At 68.0% G+C, this 20,436-nt stretch carries 19 protein-coding genes; 15 read left to right on the top strand and 4 right to left on the bottom strand.

Features of this window, described 5'->3' with window-relative positions; genetic code table 11:
- Nucleotides 1-7: 7 nt before the first annotated feature.
- The gene (locus tag BM013_RS08850) at nucleotides 8-670 is read left to right on the top strand and encodes an HAD family hydrolase (RefSeq protein ID WP_093125555.1); all 663 of its coding nucleotides are present in this window, start codon (nucleotides 8-10) and stop codon (nucleotides 668-670) included.
- On the opposite strand, the gene BM013_RS08845 is transcribed toward BM013_RS08850, so the two are convergent.
- Nucleotides 616-1,284 (bottom strand): lipocalin family protein, encoded by a 669-nt coding sequence (locus BM013_RS08845; RefSeq protein WP_093125552.1) that lies wholly within the window; start codon nucleotides 1,282-1,284, stop codon nucleotides 616-618. The two genes, BM013_RS08850 and BM013_RS08845, sit on opposite strands and share 55 nt — an antisense overlap.
- 283 nt (nucleotides 1,285-1,567) lie before the next feature.
- Between BM013_RS08845 and tal the strand changes: the two genes are divergently transcribed.
- Together tal and pgi are read left to right on the top strand one after the other, a co-directional pair.
- The gene (gene tal, locus BM013_RS08840) at nucleotides 1,568-2,524 is read left to right on the top strand and encodes a transaldolase (RefSeq protein WP_093125550.1); all 957 of its coding nucleotides are present in this window, start codon (nucleotides 1,568-1,570) and stop codon (nucleotides 2,522-2,524) included.
- A gap of 2 nt (nucleotides 2,525-2,526) precedes the next feature.
- Nucleotides 2,527-4,086 carry a glucose-6-phosphate isomerase gene (gene pgi / locus BM013_RS08835; protein WP_093125547.1) on the top strand — a complete coding sequence of 520 codons (1,560 nt, stop codon included), beginning with the start codon at nucleotides 2,527-2,529 and terminating at the stop codon, nucleotides 4,084-4,086.
- On the opposite strand, the gene BM013_RS08830 is transcribed toward pgi, so the two are convergent.
- Both BM013_RS08830 and BM013_RS08825 read right to left on the bottom strand, forming a co-directional pair.
- Complete coding sequence (locus tag BM013_RS08830; RefSeq protein ID WP_093125545.1) at nucleotides 4,070-5,161, bottom strand: 4-hydroxythreonine-4-phosphate dehydrogenase PdxA; 1,092 nt, start codon at nucleotides 5,159-5,161, stop codon at nucleotides 4,070-4,072. The two genes, pgi and BM013_RS08830, sit on opposite strands and share 17 nt — an antisense overlap.
- Before the next feature lie 43 nt (nucleotides 5,162-5,204).
- The gene (locus BM013_RS08825; protein WP_093125542.1) at nucleotides 5,205-6,179 is read right to left on the bottom strand and encodes a Bug family tripartite tricarboxylate transporter substrate binding protein; all 975 of its coding nucleotides are present in this window, start codon (nucleotides 6,177-6,179) and stop codon (nucleotides 5,205-5,207) included.
- A gap of 105 nt (nucleotides 6,180-6,284) precedes the next feature.
- Between BM013_RS08825 and BM013_RS08820 the strand changes: the two genes are divergently transcribed.
- The 12 genes from BM013_RS08820 (at nucleotide 6,285) to BM013_RS08765 (ending at nucleotide 18,560) form a co-directional block, all read left to right on the top strand.
- Nucleotides 6,285-7,217 carry a LysR family transcriptional regulator gene (locus BM013_RS08820; protein WP_177206321.1) on the top strand — a complete coding sequence of 311 codons (933 nt, stop codon included), beginning with the start codon at nucleotides 6,285-6,287 and terminating at the stop codon, nucleotides 7,215-7,217.
- Nucleotides 7,218-7,430: 213 nt separating this feature from the next.
- Entirely contained in the window at nucleotides 7,431-8,741 is a 1,311-nt protein-coding gene (locus BM013_RS08815) for an ABC transporter substrate-binding protein (protein WP_093125539.1), read from the top strand.
- Between the two features lie 158 nt (nucleotides 8,742-8,899).
- On the top strand, nucleotides 8,900-9,757 hold the full coding sequence (locus tag BM013_RS08810; RefSeq protein WP_093125536.1) for a carbohydrate ABC transporter permease: 858 nt from the start codon (nucleotides 8,900-8,902) through the stop codon (nucleotides 9,755-9,757).
- Nucleotides 9,758-9,770: 13 nt separating this feature from the next.
- Complete coding sequence (locus BM013_RS08805; RefSeq protein WP_093125533.1) at nucleotides 9,771-10,607, top strand: carbohydrate ABC transporter permease; 837 nt, start codon at nucleotides 9,771-9,773, stop codon at nucleotides 10,605-10,607.
- A 17-nt stretch (nucleotides 10,608-10,624) separates the two neighbouring features.
- Complete coding sequence (locus BM013_RS08800) at nucleotides 10,625-11,671, top strand: ABC transporter ATP-binding protein (protein WP_093125531.1); 1,047 nt, start codon at nucleotides 10,625-10,627, stop codon at nucleotides 11,669-11,671.
- Between the two features lie 73 nt (nucleotides 11,672-11,744).
- The gene (gene dalD, locus BM013_RS08795) at nucleotides 11,745-13,133 is read left to right on the top strand and encodes a D-arabinitol 4-dehydrogenase (protein WP_093126734.1); all 1,389 of its coding nucleotides are present in this window, start codon (nucleotides 11,745-11,747) and stop codon (nucleotides 13,131-13,133) included.
- Complete coding sequence (locus tag BM013_RS08790) at nucleotides 13,130-13,918, top strand: L-iditol 2-dehydrogenase (RefSeq protein ID WP_093125528.1); 789 nt, start codon at nucleotides 13,130-13,132, stop codon at nucleotides 13,916-13,918. Before dalD ends, BM013_RS08790 begins: the two co-directional genes overlap by 4 nt.
- Nucleotides 13,919-13,945: 27 nt before the next feature.
- Nucleotides 13,946-14,617: a transaldolase family protein gene (locus BM013_RS08785; protein ID WP_093125526.1), complete on the top strand. Its 672-nt coding sequence runs from the start codon at nucleotides 13,946-13,948 to the stop codon at nucleotides 14,615-14,617.
- A gap of 17 nt (nucleotides 14,618-14,634) precedes the next feature.
- Nucleotides 14,635-15,603: a carbohydrate kinase family protein gene (locus BM013_RS08780; protein ID WP_093125524.1), complete on the top strand. Its 969-nt coding sequence runs from the start codon at nucleotides 14,635-14,637 to the stop codon at nucleotides 15,601-15,603.
- 26 nt (nucleotides 15,604-15,629) lie between these two features.
- Nucleotides 15,630-16,586, top strand: a complete 957-nt coding sequence (locus tag BM013_RS08775) for an AraC family transcriptional regulator (protein WP_093125522.1) — start codon at nucleotides 15,630-15,632, stop codon at nucleotides 16,584-16,586.
- A gap of 19 nt (nucleotides 16,587-16,605) precedes the next feature.
- The gene (gene xylB / locus BM013_RS08770) at nucleotides 16,606-18,072 is read left to right on the top strand and encodes a xylulokinase (protein ID WP_093125519.1); all 1,467 of its coding nucleotides are present in this window, start codon (nucleotides 16,606-16,608) and stop codon (nucleotides 18,070-18,072) included.
- A gap of 131 nt (nucleotides 18,073-18,203) precedes the next feature.
- Nucleotides 18,204-18,560, top strand: coding sequence for a hypothetical protein (locus tag BM013_RS08765; protein WP_093125517.1), 357 nt, complete (start codon nucleotides 18,204-18,206; stop codon nucleotides 18,558-18,560).
- A gap of 170 nt (nucleotides 18,561-18,730) precedes the next feature.
- On the opposite strand, the gene groL is transcribed toward BM013_RS08765, so the two are convergent.
- The gene (gene groL, locus BM013_RS08760; protein ID WP_093125515.1) at nucleotides 18,731-20,383 is read right to left on the bottom strand and encodes a chaperonin GroEL; all 1,653 of its coding nucleotides are present in this window, start codon (nucleotides 20,381-20,383) and stop codon (nucleotides 18,731-18,733) included.
- Nucleotides 20,384-20,436: the final 53 nt, after the last annotated feature.

Here is a 20,436-nt window from a genome sequence, read left to right as displayed (position 1 = left end):
TGGCGGCATGAACGTGGTTTTCGATCTGGGTGCCGTGCTGTTCGCATGGGAGCCCACCCGCCTGGTACAGACCCATCTCGCGCCGCACGCGCCCAATGAGGCCGCGGCGGCCGCCATGGGACGGGCGCTTTTCCATCACGACGACTGGACCGGCTTCGACTGCGGCACCCGCACGCTGGACGACGCCATCGCCCGCATGGCGGCCCGGCTGGGGTTGCCGGCCGAGCCGCTGCACGCCATGCTGCAAGGGCTGGGCGAGCGGCTCGAGCCCATCGGCGTGACGGTCGAGATGCTCGAACGGCTGATCGACCACCGCGAGGCCGGTCAGCCGCTGCGCCTGTACTACCTGTCGAACATGCCCGCACCGTACGCCCGCGCCCTCGAGCGCCGGCACGCGTTCATGCGGCGCTTCGACGGCGGGGTGTTCTCGGGCGACGTGAAATTCCTCAAGCCCGAGCGCGAGATCTACGAGGTGCTGGCCATGCGCTACGGCCTGGACCCCGAGCAGACCGTGTTCATCGACGATTCCGCCGCCAACGTCGAGATGGCCCGCGCCTTTGGCTGGCACGCCATCCATTGCACCTCGCCGGCCGCGCTGCCGTCGCAGCTGCAGCGTTACCTGCCGGTCAGCACCACCTTGTCGGTGTCGAACCCCAGGCTGCGGGCGTAGGCCAGTTCGGCCTGCAGCGCCGCGTCGTCCAGGCGCGGCGCGCGCGACAGCACCCAGAGGTACTCTCGGTTCGGCGTGCCGACCAGCGAGACCTGGTATTCGCGGTCCAGCTTCAGGATCCAGTAGTCGCCCCACACCAGCGGCAGCCAGCTGAGCCATGCCGGGGCGAAGCGCACCTCGAGCCGGCCCGCGCCGGGCTGGCCCGCCACGGGCACCACGCGGGCGGAGCCGACGGCTTCGTCGAAATTGCCGTCGCCGCGCACGCAGCGGTTGAGCACCTGGACGGTGCCGTCGGGCTGGGGCGTGTACTCGGCCGTCACCGGGCCGCCGCATTCCTTCTGGAACCGGTTGGGCAGGCGGGCCTGCTCATGCCAGATGCCGGCGTAGCGTTGCAGGTCGACCGGCGCCACCACCTGCAGCGGGGCGCGCATCAGCGGCGCGCCGTCGGCCGGGCCCGCGGGCTGCGCGCGCGCCGTGCGCGCGGCACCCAGCGCCAGCCAGGTGGCCACCCCGCCGACGACGAAGGCCGTGGCCATCGCGCCGATCGCCTGGCTGGTGCGGCGGTCGTCGAAAGGCCGGACGGCGGGCGCGGCGGGGCGATGGCGTTGGGTCATGGGGGCACTCCTGAATGGGGGGGATGGGGGAACGCTTCCCGAAAAGTGAAGCGTTCGGCGTCCCCCTCACGTTAGCCCCGGGCCGGGGCACCTGGCCGTCAGTCACGGACCACAGCGGGTGTAGGGCGGGGAGGTTGGAAATCGCGCGCTGCCGGCCGTACAACCCCACGGGCATCAGGCTGATGGAGCCGCTTGAAAACCCGTGCTACGGTGCGCATGAAAACATCGGCCGACGCGCAACTGCGTGCAGGACTTGTCATAACCCGCACAGGATAATGATTTCATGAACCAACTCGATGCCCTCCGCCAGTGGACCACCGTCGTCGCAGACACCGGTGACTTCAAGCAGCTCAGCGTTTCCAAGCCGCAGGACGCGACCACCAACCCGTCGCTCATCCTCAAGGCCGTGCAGAAGCCCGAATACCGGCCGCTGCTCGACGAAACCGTGAAGAAGCACGCCGGCAAGCCGCTCGACGAGGTCATCGACCGCCTGCTGGTGAATTTCGGCACCGAGATCCTGCAGATCATTCCGGGCCGCGTGTCCACCGAAGTCGATGCGCGCCTGTCGTTCGACACGGCCGCCACCATTGCCCGCGGCGAGCGCATCGTGGCGCTCTACAAGGCCGAAGGCATCGACACCGAGAAGCGCCTGCTGATCAAGGTCGCTTCCACCTGGGAAGGCATCGAGGCCGCACGCGAACTGCAAAAGCGCGGCATCCGCACCAACCTCACGCTGCTGTTCTCGTTCGCGCAGGCCGTGGCCTGCGGCGCGGCCGGCGTGCAGCTCATCTCGCCCTTCGTGGGCCGCATCTACGACTGGTACAAGAAGTCGGCCGGCGCCAAGTGGGACGAAGCCGCCAGCGCGGGTGCCAACGACCCCGGCGTGAAGTCGGTGCGCCAGATCTTCGAGTACTACAAGCAGCACGGCATCAAGACCGAGGTGATGGGCGCGAGCTTCCGCAATGTGGGACAGATCCAGGCGCTGGCCGGTTGCGACCTGCTGACCATCAGCCCCGAGCTGCTGGCCGAGCTGGCCGCGAGCAACGAGCCGCTCGAACACGCGCTCGACGCCAAGGCCGCGGCCAAGGGCGATGTGGCCAAGGTCAGCTACGACGAGGCTGGTTTCCGCTTTGCGCTCAACGAAGACGCCATGGCCACCGAGAAGCTTGCCGAGGGCATCCGCGCCTTCGCGGCCGACGCCGTGAAGCTCGAGAAGCTCATGCAGGAAAGCGGCAAGTAAACATGGCCATGACGCTTCGCTGCGACCGCGCACCGGCCTGGGCGCAGCTGCAGTCCTACTTTGAAACGGCGGGCCGCCAGTTCGACGTGCGCCATGCCTTCGTGGACGACGCGGGCCGCTTCGCCCGCTTCAGCCAGGAGGCGCCCCACGTCTTCGCCGACCTGTCGAAGAACCTGATCGACGCGCGCACCGAAGAGCTGCTGCTCACGCTGGCGCGCGAGTGCGGCCTGGAGGCGCATCGCGACGCCATGTTCGCGGGCGAGCACATCAACAACACCGAAGACCGCGCCGTGCTGCACACGCTGCTGCGCGCGCCGGCCGACGCGCCCACCGGAGCGAAGACCGCTGCGGAACTGCGCGAGGTGCACGCCACGCTCGACGCCATGCTGGCCTATGCCGAGAAGGTGCGCGGCGACCACACGATCACCGACGTGGTCAACATTGGCATCGGCGGCTCCGACCTCGGCCCGCAGATGGCCGTGCTGGCGCTGGCGGAATTCGCCGCGCCGGGCAAGCGCTTTCACTTCGTGTCGAACGTCGACGGCCACGAGCTGGCGGGCGTGCTGAAGGGCCTGGCGCCGGAGCACACGCTGTTCCTCATCGCCTCGAAGACCTTCACCACGGCCGAGACGATGACCAACGCGCAGTCGGCGAAGCGCTGGTACGAGCAATCGGGCGGCACCGACATCGCGGGCCACTTCGCGGCACTGACCACCAACGTGGAAGCGGCGAAGAAGTTCGGCATCGACACCACCTTCGGTTTCTGGGACTGGGTGGGCGGGCGCTATTCGCTGTGGTCGGCCATCGGCCTGCCGATTGCGCTGGCCATCGGCGCCGACGGTTTCCGCCGGCTGCTGGCGGGCGCGCATGCGATGGACGAGCACTTTCGCACCGCGCCGCTCGCGCAGAACCTGCCGGTGCGCCTGGGCCTGCTCGACGTCTGGTACCGCAACTTCCACAAGTTCACGAGCCGCAGCATCGCGCCGTACCACGCCGCCTTGAAGCGCGTGCCGGCCTACCTGCAGCAGCTCGAGATGGAAAGCAACGGAAAGCAGGTCGATGCCAGCGGCAAGTCCGTGGCGTTCGGCACGTCGCCGGTGTTGTGGGGCGAACCCGGCACCAACGGCCAGCACGCCTACTTCCAGATGCTACACCAGGGCACCGACGTGACGCCGCTGGAGTTCGTGGCGGTGCGCGACGCTGCGCACGACCTCGAAGGCCACCACCCCAAGCTGCTGGCCAACGCGCTCGCGCAGGCGCAGGCGCTGATGGTGGGCAAGCTCGACGCGGGCGGCCACAAGAACTTTCCGGGCAACCGGCCGAGCAGCTTCTTCGTGTTCGAGAAGCTCACGCCCGAATCGCTGGGCGCGTTCCTCGCGCTGTACGAGCACCGCGTGTTCACCAGCGGCGCGCTGTGGGGCATCAACAGCTTCGACCAGTGGGGCGTGGAGCTCGGCAAGGTGCTCGCAAGGGACATCGAGCCGCGTCTCGCCTCGGGCGACATCACGGGGCTCGACGCCTCCACCGCGGGCCTGCTGCAGCGCCTCAGCCAGCAGCCGTAGCCGTCGTCGCAGTAGTAGTAGTGGCCTCGGCAGCGCGCGCCGGCACCGGCGCGCCGCCTGCCATGCGCACGCACAGGTCGAAGGCCTGCTGCAGGCCTTCGATGGTCGCGATGCCCCGGCCCGCGATGTCGAAGGCGCTGCCGCTGGCCGACGTGGCCACCGGCACCGGCAGGCCGCCGTGCAGCGTCACGCCCTGCTCGAAGCCCATGAGCTTCATCGCGATCTGGCCCTGGTCGTGGTACATCGACACCACCGCATCGACATCGCCGCGCCGCGCGCCGATGAACACCGTGTCGGGCGAGAACGGGCCGCGCGCGTCGTAGCCTTCGGCGCGCAGCTGTGCGATGGCCGGCGCGATGATCTCGATTTCTTCCATGCCGATGGAGCCGCCGTCGCCCGCATGCGGGTTGAGCCCCGTCACCGCGATGCGCGGCTGCGCCACGCCCGCGCGGCGCAGCGCGGCGGCAATGATCTTCACCGCGTCGCGCACGCCGTCGGCCGTGATGTGGCTCGCCACGTCCTTCAGCGGAATGTGCGAGGTCACGCGCGAGGTCCACAGCGCGCCCGTGAGGTTGAACTCGCACACGAAGCCCGTCACCGCGAACCGCTCCTGCATGTAGCGCAGCTCGTCCTCGTGCACGAGACCCCCCAGGCGCAGCGAGTGCTTGTTGAGCGGCGCGAAAAGAATGCCCTCGGCCTGCCCGCGGCGCACCGCCAGCGTGGCCAGCTCCAGCGCCTCGAAAGAGGCCCGGCCCGACTGTTCGTTCGATTCGCCCAGCGCCGCCTCTTGCCCGCCCATCCAGTCGTGCGCGAGCAGGGTGGGGCGGCCGTCCTCGAAGCGCACGGCGTCCAGGCTGTCGACGCGCAGCGCGTCGAGCTTCAGGCCCGCCACGCGCTCGCCAGCGGCCAGCACCACCGGGTCGGCGATCAGCAGCACGCGCGCGGCGTCCAGGTTGCGCCGGCGCGCGAGCAGCTTCACGGCCATTTCGGGGCCGACGCCGCTGGGGTCGCCGAGCAGCACGGCGAGGCGGGGCTTGGCGGAGGTCACGCTCGGGGGTGTCGATGGGGTGGGCATGTCGGTGGGGTTCAGTTGAAAGAGGAGGAGGAAGAAGGCCGCGTCATTCGGCCTTGATGTTGGCGTCGCGCACGAGCTGGCCGTAGTGGTCGAACTCCTGCTTGTTCATGGCCGCGAAGGGTTCGCCGGTCAGGCCGCCGGGCTCGCCGCCCAGGGCCTTGATGCGCGTCTGCACGTCGGCCAGCTTCAGCGTGCGGGTGAGTTCGGCGCTGAGCCGCTCCACGGCGGAGCGCGGCGTGCCGGCCGTCACGTACAGGCCGTACCAGGTGGACACGTCGGCGCCCTTGACGCCCTGCTCGGCCAGCGTGGGCACGTCGGGCAGCTCGGGCGAGCGCTGCGGAGAGGTCACGGCCAGCGCGCGGAACTTGCCGGCCTTGATCTGGCCCATGGCCGAGGAGGTGCTGTCGAACATCATGTCGACCTCGCCCGACATGATGTCGACGTGCGCCTGCGAGCTGCCCTTGTAGGGCACGTGGATCGACTTCATGCCCGTGGCCAGGTTGAAGGCCTCGCCGCCCACGTGCTGCGTGCTGCCGATGCCCGACGAGGCGTACTTGAAGCCGCCGGGCTTGGCCGCCATGGCGGCCACCAGGTCCTTCACCGACTTGTAGGGCGAGTTGGCCGACACCACCAGCACGTTGGGCATCACGGCCACCAGGCCCACGGGCTGCAGGTCTTTCAGCGGGTCGTACTTGAGCTTGAGGATGTGCGGCGCCACCGCCTGCGCCGTGTTGGTGGCCAGCAGCAGCGTGGCGCCGTCGGCCGGCGCGCGGGCCGTGAGTTCGCCCGCGATGGTGTTGGACGCGCCGGGCCGGTTCTCGACCACCACCGTCTGCTTCAGCGAGGGCGAGAACTTGTCGGCCAGCACGCGCGCCAGGATGTCTGTGCCGCCGCCGGGCGAGGCGCCCACCATGATGCGCATCGGCTTGTCGGGGTAGCTCGACTGGGCGCCGGCCGCCGCCGCTGCCAGCAGCGCCACGGCGAGCCCTGCCGCGCGGGCCAGGAAGGAAAGCTTCATCGGGTTGTCTCCAGCTTGTTATGGGGCCGAGCGTACGGAGCTTCGCCATTCCGATCCAATCGAAAAAGCCGGAGGCTTCATATACTTTTGTGCATGATCGGCGGCATGACCACTGGCCTGACCGACGCCTCGCTGATGCTTCACGTGCGCCCGCGCCAGCTGCTCCTGCTGGCCCGGCTCGACACCCACCGCCACCTGGGCCGCGCGGCCGAGGCCATGAACATCAGCCAGCCCGCGGCCACCAAGCTGCTGCAGCAGCTGGAAGACTCGCTGGGCGAACGGCTCTTCGAGCGGCTGGCGCGCGGCATGGAGCCCACGCCCTACGGCGAGATCCTGATCCGCTACGCCCGCCGCGTGCTCAGCGACTTCGGCAGCGCGCGCGAGGAAATGCTGGCGCTGCGCTCGGGCCTGAGCGGCGCGCTGCGCGTGGGCACGGTGCCGGGCGCGGTGCCCGAGCTGCTGGCGCCCGCGCTGGTCGAGTACCACCGGCGCCATCCGCAGGTGGCCGTGTCGGTGGTGGTGGAGACCAGCGACGTGATCCAGGCGCAGCTGGAGCAGGGCGACGTCGACCTCGTGCTGGGCCGCCTCACCGACGGCCACGACGATGCCAAGTACGCGAGCGTGCCGCTGCTGGGCGAGTCGCAGGTGGTGGTGGTGCGCACCGCGCACCCGGTGTTCGAGCGCGCGAGCGTCACGCTGGCCGACATGGCGAACTGGTCGTGGGTGCTGCAGCCGCCGGGCTCGCCGCAGCGCGGGCGCTTCGAGGCGGCGATGCGCGAGGCCGGCATCCAGGCGCGGCTGGACATCATCGAAACGGCATCGCCGATCGCCATCACGGCCTTGCTCGAAAACTCCGACATGGCGGCCGTCATGCCCGCCTCGCAGGCCAGCCACTACGCCCGGCTGGGCGTGCTGCGCACCGTGCCGATCGAGCTGCCGGTGCGCGTGCCGCCGATCTGCCTCATCACCCGCGAGGACCGGGCGTTGTCGCCGGCGGCCGCGCAGTTTCGCCGCCAGTTGCTGGGCGAGCGGGGCTGAACCGGCGCGAATCCACGCGAATCCGCACCTGAGGCCTTTGGATTGCGCAAAATCCATGCTGTATTGCGTTAACTAGGGAATCTCCCAGTCAACTGGTGCATGAAAGTACTGGTGTGGACAATCGAAGTACCAAAATCGCAAGCGCGTTTCTTCAGAATTCCCGGCACGGCGACCCGACAGCAAAGAGGGCGTCGCTCACCTCTAGGAGACAACATGAAGCGTTTTCTGAAAGCGGGCCTCGTCCTCGCACTCATCGGCACGGGCGTCGTGTCCCAGGCCGCCACCGAACTCGTGATCGCGACCGTGAACAACGGCCACATGATCGAGATGCAGAAGCTCACCCCCTTCTTCGAAAAAGCCAACCCCGACATCAAGCTCAAGTGGGTCACGCTGGAAGAAGGCACGCTGCGCCAGCGCGTGACCACCGACATCGCCACCAAGGGCGGCCAGTTCGACGTGATGACCATCGGCCTGTACGAAACCCCCATCTGGTCGAAGAAGGGCTGGCTCAAGCCCATCGCCACCGACGCGGCCTATGACGTGGACGACCTGCTGCCCGCCATCCGCAGCGGCCTGTCGACCGACGGCAAGCTGTTCGCCGCGCCGTTCTACGGCGAGAGCTCGATGCTCATGTACCGCAAGGACCTGGCCGACAAGGTGGGCATCAAGTTCCCCGACCAGCCGACCTGGGCGCAGGTGAAGGAGTTCGCCGACAAGGTCAACGACCCGAAGGCCGGCGTGTACGGCATGTGCCTGCGCGGCAAGCCGGGCTGGGGCGACAACATGGCCTTCCTGACCACGCTGGTGAACACCAACGGCGGCCAGTGGTTCGACATGCAGTGGAAGCCGCAGATCGACACCAAGGCCTGGAAGGACGCGATCACCTTCTACGTCGACATGATGAAGAAGGACGGCCCCCCGGGTGCCTCGGCCAACAGCTTCAACGAGAACCTGGCGCTGTTCAACGAAGGCAAGTGCGCGGCCTGGGTCGATGCGACCATCGCGGCCTCGTTCATCAGCGACCCGAAGCAGTCGAAGGTGGCCGACAAGGTGGCCTTCGCGCAGGCACCGACCGCCTCCACGCCCAAGGGCGCCAACTGGCTGTGGTCGTGGAACCTCGCCATTCCGGCCAGCTCGACGAAGGACGAGGCGGCGCAGAAGTTCATCAAGTGGGCCACGTCCAAGGACTACATCAACCTGGTGGCCAAGGAAACCGGCTGGGCCTCGGTGCCGACCGGCACGCGCAAGTCGACCTACGCGAACCCCGAGTTCCAGAAGGTGGCCAAGTTCGCCGAAGCCGAGAAGAAGGCCATCGACAGCGCCAACCTCACCGACAGCACGCTGCCCAAGTCGCCGTACGTCGGCGTGCAGTACGCGGCCATTCCCGAGTTCCAGGCCATCGGCGTGGCGGTGGGCCAGCAGATGAGCGCGGCCCTGTCGGGCAAGGTCACGGTCGACCAGGCGCTGAAGACCTCGCAGACGGCGGCCGAGCGCGAGATGAAAAAGGGCGGCTACTACAAGTAAGCCGTTTCCTATCCCTCTCCCCTCGGGGACAGGGATAGGGCCGGGGTGAGGGGGCAGCCGCGCGTCCGCAGCCGGCGTCGCATGCCCTCGCTCCAACCCTCTCCAGGCTCTTTCACGGGGCGGGAGAGGGAGCAACAGCCTCCAGTGAGGAACACACGATGAAAAGACTCCTGCCCCGCGCCCTCATGGCGCCCGCGGTGCTCACGCTCTTCCTCTGGATGATCGTGCCGCTCGTGATGACGTTGTACTTCTCGCTGGTGAACTACAACCTCATGCAGCCCGGCGAACGCACCTTCGCGGGCATCGAGAACTTTCACTACTTCATCACCGACCCCGACTTCTGGCCGGCCACGTGGAACACGCTGCTGCTGATCGGCAGCGTGATCGTCATCACGGTGGTGTTCGGCGTGCTGCTCGCGCTGCTGGTGAACGAGCCGTTCCCGGGGCGCGGCATCGTGCGCGTGCTGCTGATCTCGCCGTTCTTCGTCATGCCCGCGGTCAACGCGCTGCTGTGGAAGCACATGATGATGAACCCCATCTACGGCGTGCTGGCCGACCTGTGGCGCTTCTTCGGCGCGCAGCCGGTCGACTGGCTCACCGACGTGCCGCTGCTGTCCGTGATCATCATGGTGGCCTGGCAGTGGCTGCCGTTCGCCTGCCTGATCTTCATCACCTCGCTGCAGTCGCTCGACCGCGAGCAGATGGAAGCCGCGCGCATGGACGGCGCGAGCGCGTTCCAGCGCTTCTTCTATCTCACCGTTCCGCACCTGGGCCGCCCCATGGCGGTGGTGATCATGATCGAGATGATCTTTTTGCTCAGCGTGTTCGCCGAGATCGCCATCACCACCAACGGCGGCCCGGGCAACGAGAGCACGAACATGACCTACATGATCTTCAAGCAGTCGCTCATGAACTTCGACGTGGGCGTGGCGTCGGCCGGTGCGCTGTTCGCGGTGGTGCTGGCCAACATCGTGGCCGTGTTCCTCATCCGCATCATCGGCAAGAACCTCGACTGAGGAGCAGCAAGCCATGCAACAACAACAACCCCCCAGCAACTTCCTGCCGCAGGCCATCCGCACCGTGGGTGCGTGGGCCGTCACGCTCGTGCTGTTCTTCCCGCTCGGCTGGCTGTTCCTCACGGCCTTCAAGACGGAGCTGCAGGCGATCCACGTGCCGCCGCTGTTCATCTTCGAACCCACGCTGGACAACTTCGGCGAGGTGCAGCGCCGAAGCGACTACCTGCTGTACGCGCGCAACTCGCTCATCACCAGCCTGGGCTCGACCATCCTGGGCCTGCTGATCGCGGCGCCCGCGGCGTACTCGATGGCCTTCTTCCGCACGAAGAAGACGCGCGACATCCTGATGTGGATGCTCTCCACCAAGATGATGCCGGCCGTGGGCGCGCTGGTGCCCATCTACGTCATCGCGCAGACCGCGGGCATGCTGGACTCGCTCACCGCGCTGACCATCGTGTTCACGCTGTCGAACCTGCCGATCATGGTGTGGATGCTCTACAGCGCCTACAAGGACATTCCGAACGAGATCCTGGAGGCCGCGCGCATGGACGGCGCGAGCCTGTGGACCGAGTTCCGCCATGTCGTGCTGCCGCTGTCCGTCGGCGGGCTCGCATCGACCGGCTTGCTGTGTCTCGTGTTGAGCTGGAACGAGGCCTTCTGGGCGCTCAACCTCACCTCGGCCAAGGCCGGCACGCTGGCCACGCTCATCGCGTCGTACTCCAGCCCCGAAGGCCTGTTCTGGGCCAAGTTGTCGGCGGCCTCGCTGATGGCCATCGCGCCCATCGTCGTGTTCGGCTGGTTCAGCCAGAAGCAACTCGTCCAAGGCCTGACCTTCGGCGCCGTCAAGTAAAGAAAGGGAGACATCTCATGGCCTACCTCGAACTCAAGAACATCAAGAAGAGCTTCGGCGACGTCAACATCATCAAGGGTGTCGACCTGCAGATCCAGAAGGGCGAGTTCATCGTCTTCGTCGGGCCTTCGGGCTGCGGCAAGTCGACGCTGCTGCGGCTGATTGCCGGGCTGGAGCCCATCACCAGCGGCAACCTGCTGCTGGACAACAAGGACATCACCTGGGCGCCGTCGGGCAAGCGCGACCTGGCCATGGTGTTCCAGAGCTACGCGCTCTACCCGCACATGAGCGTGTACGACAACATGTCGTTCGCGCTCAAGCTGGCGGGCGTGTCCAAGAGCGAGATCAAGACCAAGGTCGAGCATGCGGCCAACACGCTCAACCTCACGCAGTACCTGGACCGCACGCCCAAGGACCTGTCGGGCGGCCAGCGCCAGCGCGTGGCCATCGGCCGCGCCATCGTGCGCGCGCCCAAGGTGTTCCTGTTCGACGAGCCGCTGTCGAACCTCGACGCGGCGTTGCGCGGCAACACGCGCGTGGAAATCCACAAGCTGCACCGCGCGCTGGGCGCGACCACCATCTACGTGACGCACGACCAGGTCGAGGCCATGACCTTGGCCGACCGCGTGGTGGTGCTCAGGGACGGGCTCATCGAGCAGGTCGGCACGCCGCTGGATCTGTACGACCACCCGGCCAACCAGTTCGTCGCGCAGTTCATCGGCATGCCGTCGATGAACATGGTGGCGGCCAATGCCATTCCCAGCTTCTCGGCCGCCACCGCCGGCAAGCTGCCCGCCGACGGCTTCCTGGGCGTGCGCCCCGAAGGCCTGCGCGTGCACCCGAAGCAGGGCGCGCCGGTGTCCGACGTGCAGGGCCGCGTCGAGCTCATCGAGGCGCTGGGCGCCGACACGCTGATCCACGTCGACGTGGGCGGCGTGCCGCTGATCGCGCGGCAGAACGACCGCACGCCGCTGCAGGCCGGCGACGACGTGGCCGTGGAGCTCGATCCGTCGGTGCTGCACCTGTTCAACCGCGAAGGCCGTTCGGTCAGCGCGCGACCCTGATTCTTCCAACGTCTTTTCAACGGACATTCCCGTGACCATCGCGCAAATTCCACCGGCTCCCACGGAGTTCACGGTGCTCCATCTCGGCCTGGGCTCGTTCCATCGCGCGCACCAGGCGGTGTACCTGCAGCGGCTGATCGACGCGGGCGACACCCGCTGGTCGCTGTCGGGCGCCAACATCCGCCCGGACATGGCCGACGTCGTCGCGGCGCTGCAGGCGCAGGGCGGACGCTACACGCTCGAAACCGTGTCGCCGGCGGGCGAGTACCGCTACGAGCAGATCGAGGCCATCCGCGAGGTGCTGCCCTGGGAGCGCTCGCTGGCCAACGTGATCGCGCGCGGCGCGGCGCCCTCGACGCGCATCGTGTCGTTCACCGTGACCGAGGCGGGCTACTACCTGGACGACAAGGGCAAGCTGGACCTGTCGTTCGGCGACCTGGCGGCCGACATCGAGCGCGCGCGCCGCGGCGAGACCGGCGGCGACGGCGTCACCATCTACGGCGCGGTGTGCGCCATCCTGCGCGCGCGCAAGAGCGCGAACGCAGGTGCGGTGACGCTGCTGAACTGCGACAACCTGCGCCACAACGGCGACCGCTTCCATGCGGGCCTGATGGAGTTCATCGAGCGCTCGGGCGACGCCGGCCTGCTGGCCTGGGTGAACGCGAACACGCGTTGCCCCAACGCCATGGTCGACCGCATCACGCCGCGCCCGCCGCCCGAACTGCGCGCGCGCGTGCAGGCCGCCACGGGGCGCGACGACGCGGCCGCCATCACCGGCGAGAGCTTCATCCAGTGGGTCATCGAAGACAACTTCGCGGCTGGCCGCCCCGACTGGGGCCGCGTGGGCGTGGAGCTGGTCGCGTCGGTGCAGCCGTACGAAGAAGCCAAGATCCGCATCCTCAACGCCACGCACAGCTGCATTGCCTGGGCCGGCACGCTGGTGGGGCTGAACTTCATTCACGAAGGCACGCACAACGCGGCCATCCGCAAGATGGCGTTCGACTACGTCACCGACGACGTCATTCCCTGCCTCACGCCGAGCCCGATCGACCTCGCGGCGTACCGCGACGTGGTGCTCGACCGCTTCGGCAATCCGGCCATCCGCGACACCAACCAGCGCGTGGCGGCGGACGGCTTCTCGAAGATTCCCGGCTTCATTGCGCCCACCGTGCGCGAGCGGCTGGCCACCGGGCAGGGCATCGACAGCGTGGCGATGCTGCCCGCGCTGTTCCTCGCGTTCCTGCAGCGCTGGCACCAGGGTGCGCTGCCCTATGCGTACCAGGACCAGGGCATGGACGAAGCGGTGGCGCACGCCATCTGCGACGCGGCCGACCCGGTCGCTGCGCTGTGCGCGGACGCGGGCCTGTGGGGCGAGCTCGCCGCCGATGCGCGCTTGACCGATGCCGTGCGCCGCGCCGGCGAGCGCGCCGCGCATTTCATCGCTGCGGAAAGCCAGCCATGAGCGGGCGCCTGCAACACCGGCATGTGCTGCTGACCGGCGCGGGCGGCGGCATCGGCCTGGCCGTGGCGCAGGCCTGCATCGCCGAAGGCGCGCGCTGCACCGTGATCGACCGCGCCACCGCCGCGCCCGAGGCCGTGCGCGTGCTGCAGCTGGCGCACCCCGACCATCTCGCCTACATCGCGGCCGACGTCACCGACACGCAGGCCATCGCGCACATGCTGGCCGAGGCGCAGGTGGCCTTCGGCCTGGTCCACACGCTGTTCAACAACGCCGCCGTGTTCGACCTGGCGCCGCTGCTCGACAGCGACGAGGCTTCGTTCGACCGGCTCTTCGCGGTCAACGTGAAGGGCATGTTCTTCGTGATGCAGGCCGTGCTGCGCCACATGGTCGAGGCCGGCACGCCGGGCGCGTCGGTCATCAACATGGCCTCGCAGGCCGGGCGGCGCGGCGAGGCGCTGGTGTCGCACTACTGCGCGACCAAGGCGGCCGTCATCAGCTACACGCAGAGCGCCGCGCTGGCCATGGCGCCGCACGGCATTCGCGTGAACGGCATTTCTCCCGGCGTGGTCGATACGCCGATGTGGGACCATGTCGACAGCCTGTTCGCCAAGGCCGAAGGCCTGCCGCCGGGCGAGAAGAAGCGCCAGGTCGGGCTGGCGGTGCCGCTCGGGCGCATGGGCCTGCCGAGCGACATCGCGGGGGCCGCCGTGTTCCTGGCCAGCGACGAGGCGCGCTACATCACGGCGCAGACCCTCAATGTCGACGGCGGCAACGTCATGAGCTGACCTTTCCTGTTGCGAGTTTCCAGAGCGATGAACGACGATTTCCACCTGTACCTCGACAGCGCCGACCTGGCCGAGCTGCAGGCCTGCCTGCCGCATCCCGTGGTGCATGGCGTGACGACCAACCCGACGCTGCTGCGGCGCGCGGGCGCGGGCCGCGCGGCCGTGCCGGGCCTGCTCGCGCGCTGCGTCGAACTGGGCGCGCGCCAGGTGCAGGCGCAGGTGTATTCGAGCGAGGTCGACGGCATGCTCGAAGACGCGCGGGCGCTGCTGGCGCCCTTCGACCGCGGCCAACTCGTCGTCAAGATTCCCGCCACGCGCCAGGGGCTCGATGCCGGCGCGCAGCTCATCGCGCAGGGCGTGCCCGTCACCTGGACGGCCGTGTACGCGCCAGAGCAGGCGCACTTCGCGGCGCAGCTGGGCGCGGCCTATGCGGCGCCTTACCTCGGGCGGCTCGAAGACTCGGGCGTCGACGGCCTCGCGCTGATCGCGCAGATGCAGTCGCTGGTGGCCCGCCGTCCTTCGTCGAACACGCGCTTGCTGGTGGCGAGCATCCGCTCGCGCGAGGCGTATCTTTCGCTGCTGGGGCTCGGCGTGGGCGCCATCACCGTCCCGCCGCGGCTGTTTGCCGAACTGCTCGACCATCCCGCCACGCTGGCCGCCGAAAGCGGCTTCCTGGCCGATGCGCGCGCCTTGCCCTGAACCAGAATCCAGACACCATGCGCATAGCACTCACGGGCGAAGCCCTGATCGATTTCACCGCCAGCGAGGCGGGCACCCTGGCGTTCGTCGGCCACGAGGGCGGCTCGCCGCTCAACACGGCCGTGGCCTGCGCCCGGCTCGGACAGCCCACGGGCTTTCTCACGCAGCTGTCGAGCGACCTGTTCGGCGAACGGCTGATGGGCTTCCTGCAGCACAACGGCGTGGACACCAGCTTCATCCTGCGCAGCAACGCACCGTCGACGCTGGCCTTCGTCGAGCGCACGCCGCAGACCAACCGCTACGCCTTCTACACGCGCGGCAGCGCCGATGCCACCTGGGCGCCCGAGCCGCTGCCGCAGCTGCCGGCGGCGTGCCGCTTCTTGCACTTCGGCTCCATCTCGCTGCTGCAGGACCCGGCCGCCACGCGCATCGCCGACCTGGTCACCGCGAACAAGGGGCAGCGCGTGATCATGTTCGACCCCAACGTGCGGCCCAGCCTGATCAGCGACATGGCCGCCTACCGCGCGCGTGTCTCGGGCTGGTTCGCGCTGGCCGACCTGGTGAAGCTCAGCGACGAGGACGCGGAGTTGCTCGCGCCCGGCCAGCCGGCCGATGCGCTGGCCGTCGAGTGCCTGAAGGCCGGTGCGCGCGCGGTGATCGTCACGCGCGGCGGCGACGGCGCCACGCTGTGGCGCGCGGGCCATGCGCCGTTGGCCGTGGCCGCGCCGCGCGTGCAGGTGGTCGACACCATCGGCGCGGGCGACACCTTCACGGCCGGCCTGTCGGTTTCGCTGCTCGCGCATGGCGTCGAGCAACCGGCACAGCTCGGCGAGCTGAGCGACGAAGCCTGGCGCGAGGTGATGGGCTTTGCCGCCACCGCCGCCGCGCTCAACTGCACCCGCGAGGGTGCCGATCCGCCGACGCTGGCCGCGGTTCACGCCGCGCTCGCGGAGGAACAGAATAGCGCTGAGGCCACGCGGCCCTGAACCGTGCGGCCTGAACCGTTGCTGCCATGACGACGTCCACACGCAAGCGTTCGATTCCCCGCCAGCGCCAACCCGAGCTGGAGCGCGACTTTGCGCGCTCGCCCTCGCTGGGCTACGAGGCGCCCGAGGAAACCGGCCTGGTGCGCTGCCTGGCGCACGGCTTCCCCAGCCCGCTGGTGCGCTGGCATTTCCATGAAGACTACGAGCTGCACCTGATCACCGAGACCTCGGGCAAGGCCTTCATCGGCGACTGGATCGGGCCGTTCCAGCCCGGCCACCTGGTGCTGTGCGGGCCGCGGCTGCCGCACAACTGGATCTCGCTCGACGTGCCCGAAGGCGGCGCCGCGGGGCGCGACCGCGTGATCCAGTTCCGCCACGAACCCATCGAACGCGCGGCCGCGGAAATTCCGGAACTGCGCGAGGTGATGCAGCTGCTGGAGCGCGCGCGCCACGGCATCGAGTTCTTCGGCATGTCGCAGAAGGCGCAGGCGCACTGGGACCACATCAAGGCCGCGCGCGGCGTGCGGCGCCTGGGCATGTTCTGCGAGTTCCTGGCCGACCTGGCCGAATGCACCGACTACCGGCTGCTGTCGAGCGTGCAGATGCAGGGCGCGCAGGGGGCGGACGGCGACGCGCAGGTCGACCAGATCAACGGCATCGTCAACCGCATCACCAACAACATGGCCGAGCCGATTTCCATGTCGGACGTGGCGGCCGAGCTGGGCATGAGCGAGAGCCGCTTCAGCCGCTTCTTCCGGCGCTCCACCGGCAACAGCTTCACCGACTTCGTGAACCGCGTGCGCATCAACAGCGCCTGCCACCTGCTGATGCAGACCGACCACTACGTGACCGACATCTGCTACCAGGTGGGCTTCAACAACGTGGCCAATTTCAACCGGCGCTTTCTTGAAATCAAGGGCATGACGCCGAGTGAATTCCGTAGACAGGCCGACACGCGCTTCGGCAGCGGCATTCCTTCCTAGATCTTTTCAGGGGCTCATCTTGTATCTTGGACTCGACCTCGGCACGTCCGAGCTCAAGGCGCTGCTGCTCGCGGACGACCATCGCATCGTGGGCGTGGCCCGCGCGCACCTCACCGTCGAACGACCGCATCCGCTGTGGTCGGAACAGGCGCCCGCGCAATGGTGGAGCGCGCTCGAAGAAGTGATGCGGGCGCTGGGCAAGTCGCACCCTGAAGAGCTGGCGGCCGTGCGTGCCATCGGCCTGTCGGGCCAGATGCACGGCGCCGCGCTGCTCGACGCGGAGGGCGAGGTGCTGCGCCCGGCGATCCTCTGGAACGACGGCCGCAGCGGCGCGCAATGCGAGGCGCTCACGCGCGCCGTGCCGCGGCTCGGCGAGATCGCGGGCAACCTCGCGATGCCCGGCTTCACCGCACCCAAGCTGCTGTGGGTGCGCGAGCACGAGCCCGAGGTGTTCGGCCGCGTCGCGCGCGTGCTGCTGCCCAAGGACTGGCTGCGCTTCATGCTCAGCGGCGAGGCGGTCAGCGAGATGTCGGACGCGGCGGGCACGCTGTGGCTCGACGTGGGCGCGCGCGACTGGTCCGACGAGCTGCTGGCGGCCACGGGCCTCACGCGCGCGCACATGCCGCGCCTTGTCGAGGGCAGCGAAGTCTCCGCACAGCTGAAGCCCGAGCTGGCCGTGCGCTGGGGCCTGGGCAACGACGTGCTGATCGCGGGCGGTGCCGGCGACAACGCCGCCAGCGCGGTCGGCATGGGGCTGGTCGAACCGGGGCAGGGCTTCGTGTCGCTGGGCACGTCGGGCGTGGTGTTCGTGTCGACCGACCGCTTCCTGCCGAACCCTGCGCAGGCGATGCATGCCTTCTGCCATGCGCTGCCGAAACGCTGGCACCAGATGTCGGTGATGCTCTCGGCCGCGAGCGCGGTGAGCTGGGCTGCGAAGACCTTCAAGTTCGTTGACGAGGCGGCGCTGCTCGAAGCGGCGGCATCGCTCCCGCTGGCGGAGCGCGAGCGCTGCCCGCTGTTTCTGCCGTACCTGTCGGGCGAGCGCTCGCCGCACAACAACCCCGAAGCGCAAGGCGTGCTGTTCGGGCTGACGCACGCGCACGGGCCGGCGGAAATCGCGTATGCCGTGGTCGAGGGTGTGAGCTTCGGGCTGCGCGACGGCTTCGACACCTTGCGCCTGCCGGCCGACATGCCGCTGCGCGAGGTGGCGCTGGTGGGCGGCGGCGCACGCAGCGTGTGGTGGGGGCAGTTGCTGGCCGATATCTTCCAGGTGCCGCTCACGCTCTATGCGGGCAGCGAGACCGGTGGCGCGCTGGGCGCGGCGCGTTTGGCGTGGCTGGCCGATGGCGGTGATGTGGCCGAGGTCTGCGCGCTTCCGCCCGTGAAGCGGCAGTTGGTGCCTGCCAAAGACGGGGTCGATGTGCACATGGCACGCCATGCGCGCTTCCAGGCGCTCTACGTCGCGCTGCGCGATCAGTTCCGGTAGCGCAAGCGCACAGGCATTCCAGGTCGGCACCTGCGATGAGCTTGGGTTCTCGTCGGCCAATGCGCGCTCGTTGCCCGGGTACGATCCCGTCAACGCACCGCCACCCCCTCACAGCACAACGATTCGATGACATGCACAACGCCATTTACTACGTGCTGATGCTCTTGCTCGGATTTGCCTGGTACAAGTTCGGGCAGAACCTGCTCCGGAAGGGGTATCGCGACGAGAACGGCAAACGCACCGAAGGGTTTGTCGGGCCGGTGGGATTTCTCATGAGCGCCGTCCTGGCGTGCGGCCTCTTGTTTGCCTTGTTGCGCGCGCTGGTTCGGGGTGAGGTGTCATGCCTCGGCAAGGGTTGCAAGGGACAGATTTACACCCTGGCGGCCCATGCGGGCGAGTACTGGGCCAACGTGTTTTTCCTGACGTGGACCGTGCTTGCCCTTGGCTATGCGGTGTATGTGACGTTCAAGATCTGGTTCCGAGCGTAGCGGTGCCGCAATGGCAGAAGACGGCGGCGCGTGGTGGACGGCGCTGTTTGAGGTCTCGTTCGGAGACCCGATGACCCCGCCGCAGTTCGCCATTCGCGTCGAACGGAACGCGCAATAAAAAGGGCCGCTTTCGCGGCCCTTCTTGTTGGTGAGCAGAGCTCAGCCGGGCATTACATGCCCATGCCGCCCATGCCGCCCATGCCACCCATGTCGGGCATGCCGCCGCCGGCGCCGGACTCGTCCTTGGGTGCGTCAGCAACCATGGCTTCGGTCGTCAGCAGCAGCGAGGACACCGAAGCGGCGTTCTGCAGTGCGGTGCGCGTGACCTTCGTCGGGTCCAGGATGCCCAGTTCGAGCATGTCGCCGTACGTGTCGTTCGCAGCGTTGAAGCCGTAGTTGCCCGAACCGGCCAACACAGCGTTCACCACCACCGAGGCTTCGCCGCCGGCGTTGTTCACGATTTCGCGCAGGGGCGCTTCGATGGCCTTCAGCACCAGCTTGATGCCGGCTTCCTGGTCGGCGTTGTCGCCCTTGACCGAGTCGCCCACAGCTTGCTTGGCACGCAGCAGAGCCACGCCGCCGCCAGCCACAACGCCTTCTTCCACTGCAGCGCGGGTGGCGTGCAGGGCGTCTTCGACGCGAGCCTTCTTTTCCTTCATTTCGACTTCGGTGGCAGCGCCGACCTTGATCACTGCCACGCCGCCGGCCAGCTTGGCCACGCGCTCTTGCAGCTTTTCACGGTCGTAGTCGCTCGTGGCTTCTTCGATCTGCACGCGCACTTGCTTCACGCGGGCTTCGATGTCGCCAGCGGCGCCGGCGCCGTCGATGATGATCGTGTTTTCCTTGCCCACTTCGATGCGCTTGGCTTGACCCAGGTCGGCCAGCGTCACCTTTTCGAGCGTCAGGCCCACTTCTTCAGCGATGACCTTGCCGCCCGTCAGGATGGCGATGTCTTCCAGCATGGCCTTGCGGCGGTCGCCGAAGCCAGGAGCCTTGACAGCCACGACCTTCAGGATGCCGCGGATCGTGTTCACGACCAGCGTAGCCAGGGCTTCGCCTTCGACTTCTTCGGCAATGATCAGCAGCGGACGGCCAGCCTTGGCGACTTGCTCCAGCACCGGCAGCAGGTCACGGATGTTGCTGATCTTCTTGTCGAACAGCAGCACGAAGGGGTTGTCCAACAGCGCCGATTGCTTCTCGGGGTTGTTGATGAAGTAGGGCGACAGGTAGCCGCGGTCGAACTGCATGCCTTCGACGACGTCGAGTTCGCTGTCCAGCGACTTGCCGTCTTCCACGGTGATCACGCCTTCCTTGCCGACCTTGTCCATCGCGTCAGCGATGAGCTTGCCGATGGTTTCGTCGCTGTTGGCCGAGATGGAGCCGACTTGCGCGATTTCCTTGGAGGTGGTGGTGGGCTTGGAAGCCTTCTTCAGCTCGGCGACCAGGGCCGTGACAGCCTTGTCGATGCCGCGCTTCAGGTCCATCGGGTTCATGCCGGCAGCCACCAGCTTGAAACCTTCGCGAACGATGGCTTGTGCCAGGACCGTGGCGGTCGTGGTGCCGTCACCAGCGTTGTCGCTGGTCTTGGAGGCCACTTCCTTCACGAGCTGGGCGCCCATGTTCTGCAGCTTGTCCTTGAGTTCGATTTCCTTGGCCACGGACACACCGTCCTTGGTCACGGTGGGGGCGCCGAACGAGCGCTCGAGCACCACGTTGCGACCCTTGGGGCCCAGGGTGACCTTGACTGCGTTGGCCAGGATGTTCACACCCTCGACCATGCGTGCGCGGGCTTCTCCGCCGAAGACTACGTCTTTTGCTGCCATGATGAATTAACTCCGAATGGATTTGATTGAATGAGGTCGAAAGGAGGAGAAGG

The sequence above is a fragment of the Variovorax sp. OK605 genome (genome assembly GCF_900115445.1).
Classification (GTDB): Bacteria; Pseudomonadota; Gammaproteobacteria; order Burkholderiales; family Burkholderiaceae_C; genus Variovorax.
Note: the sequence above shows the minus strand (reverse complement) of the source record. Positions and strands in the feature narration are given on the sequence as shown.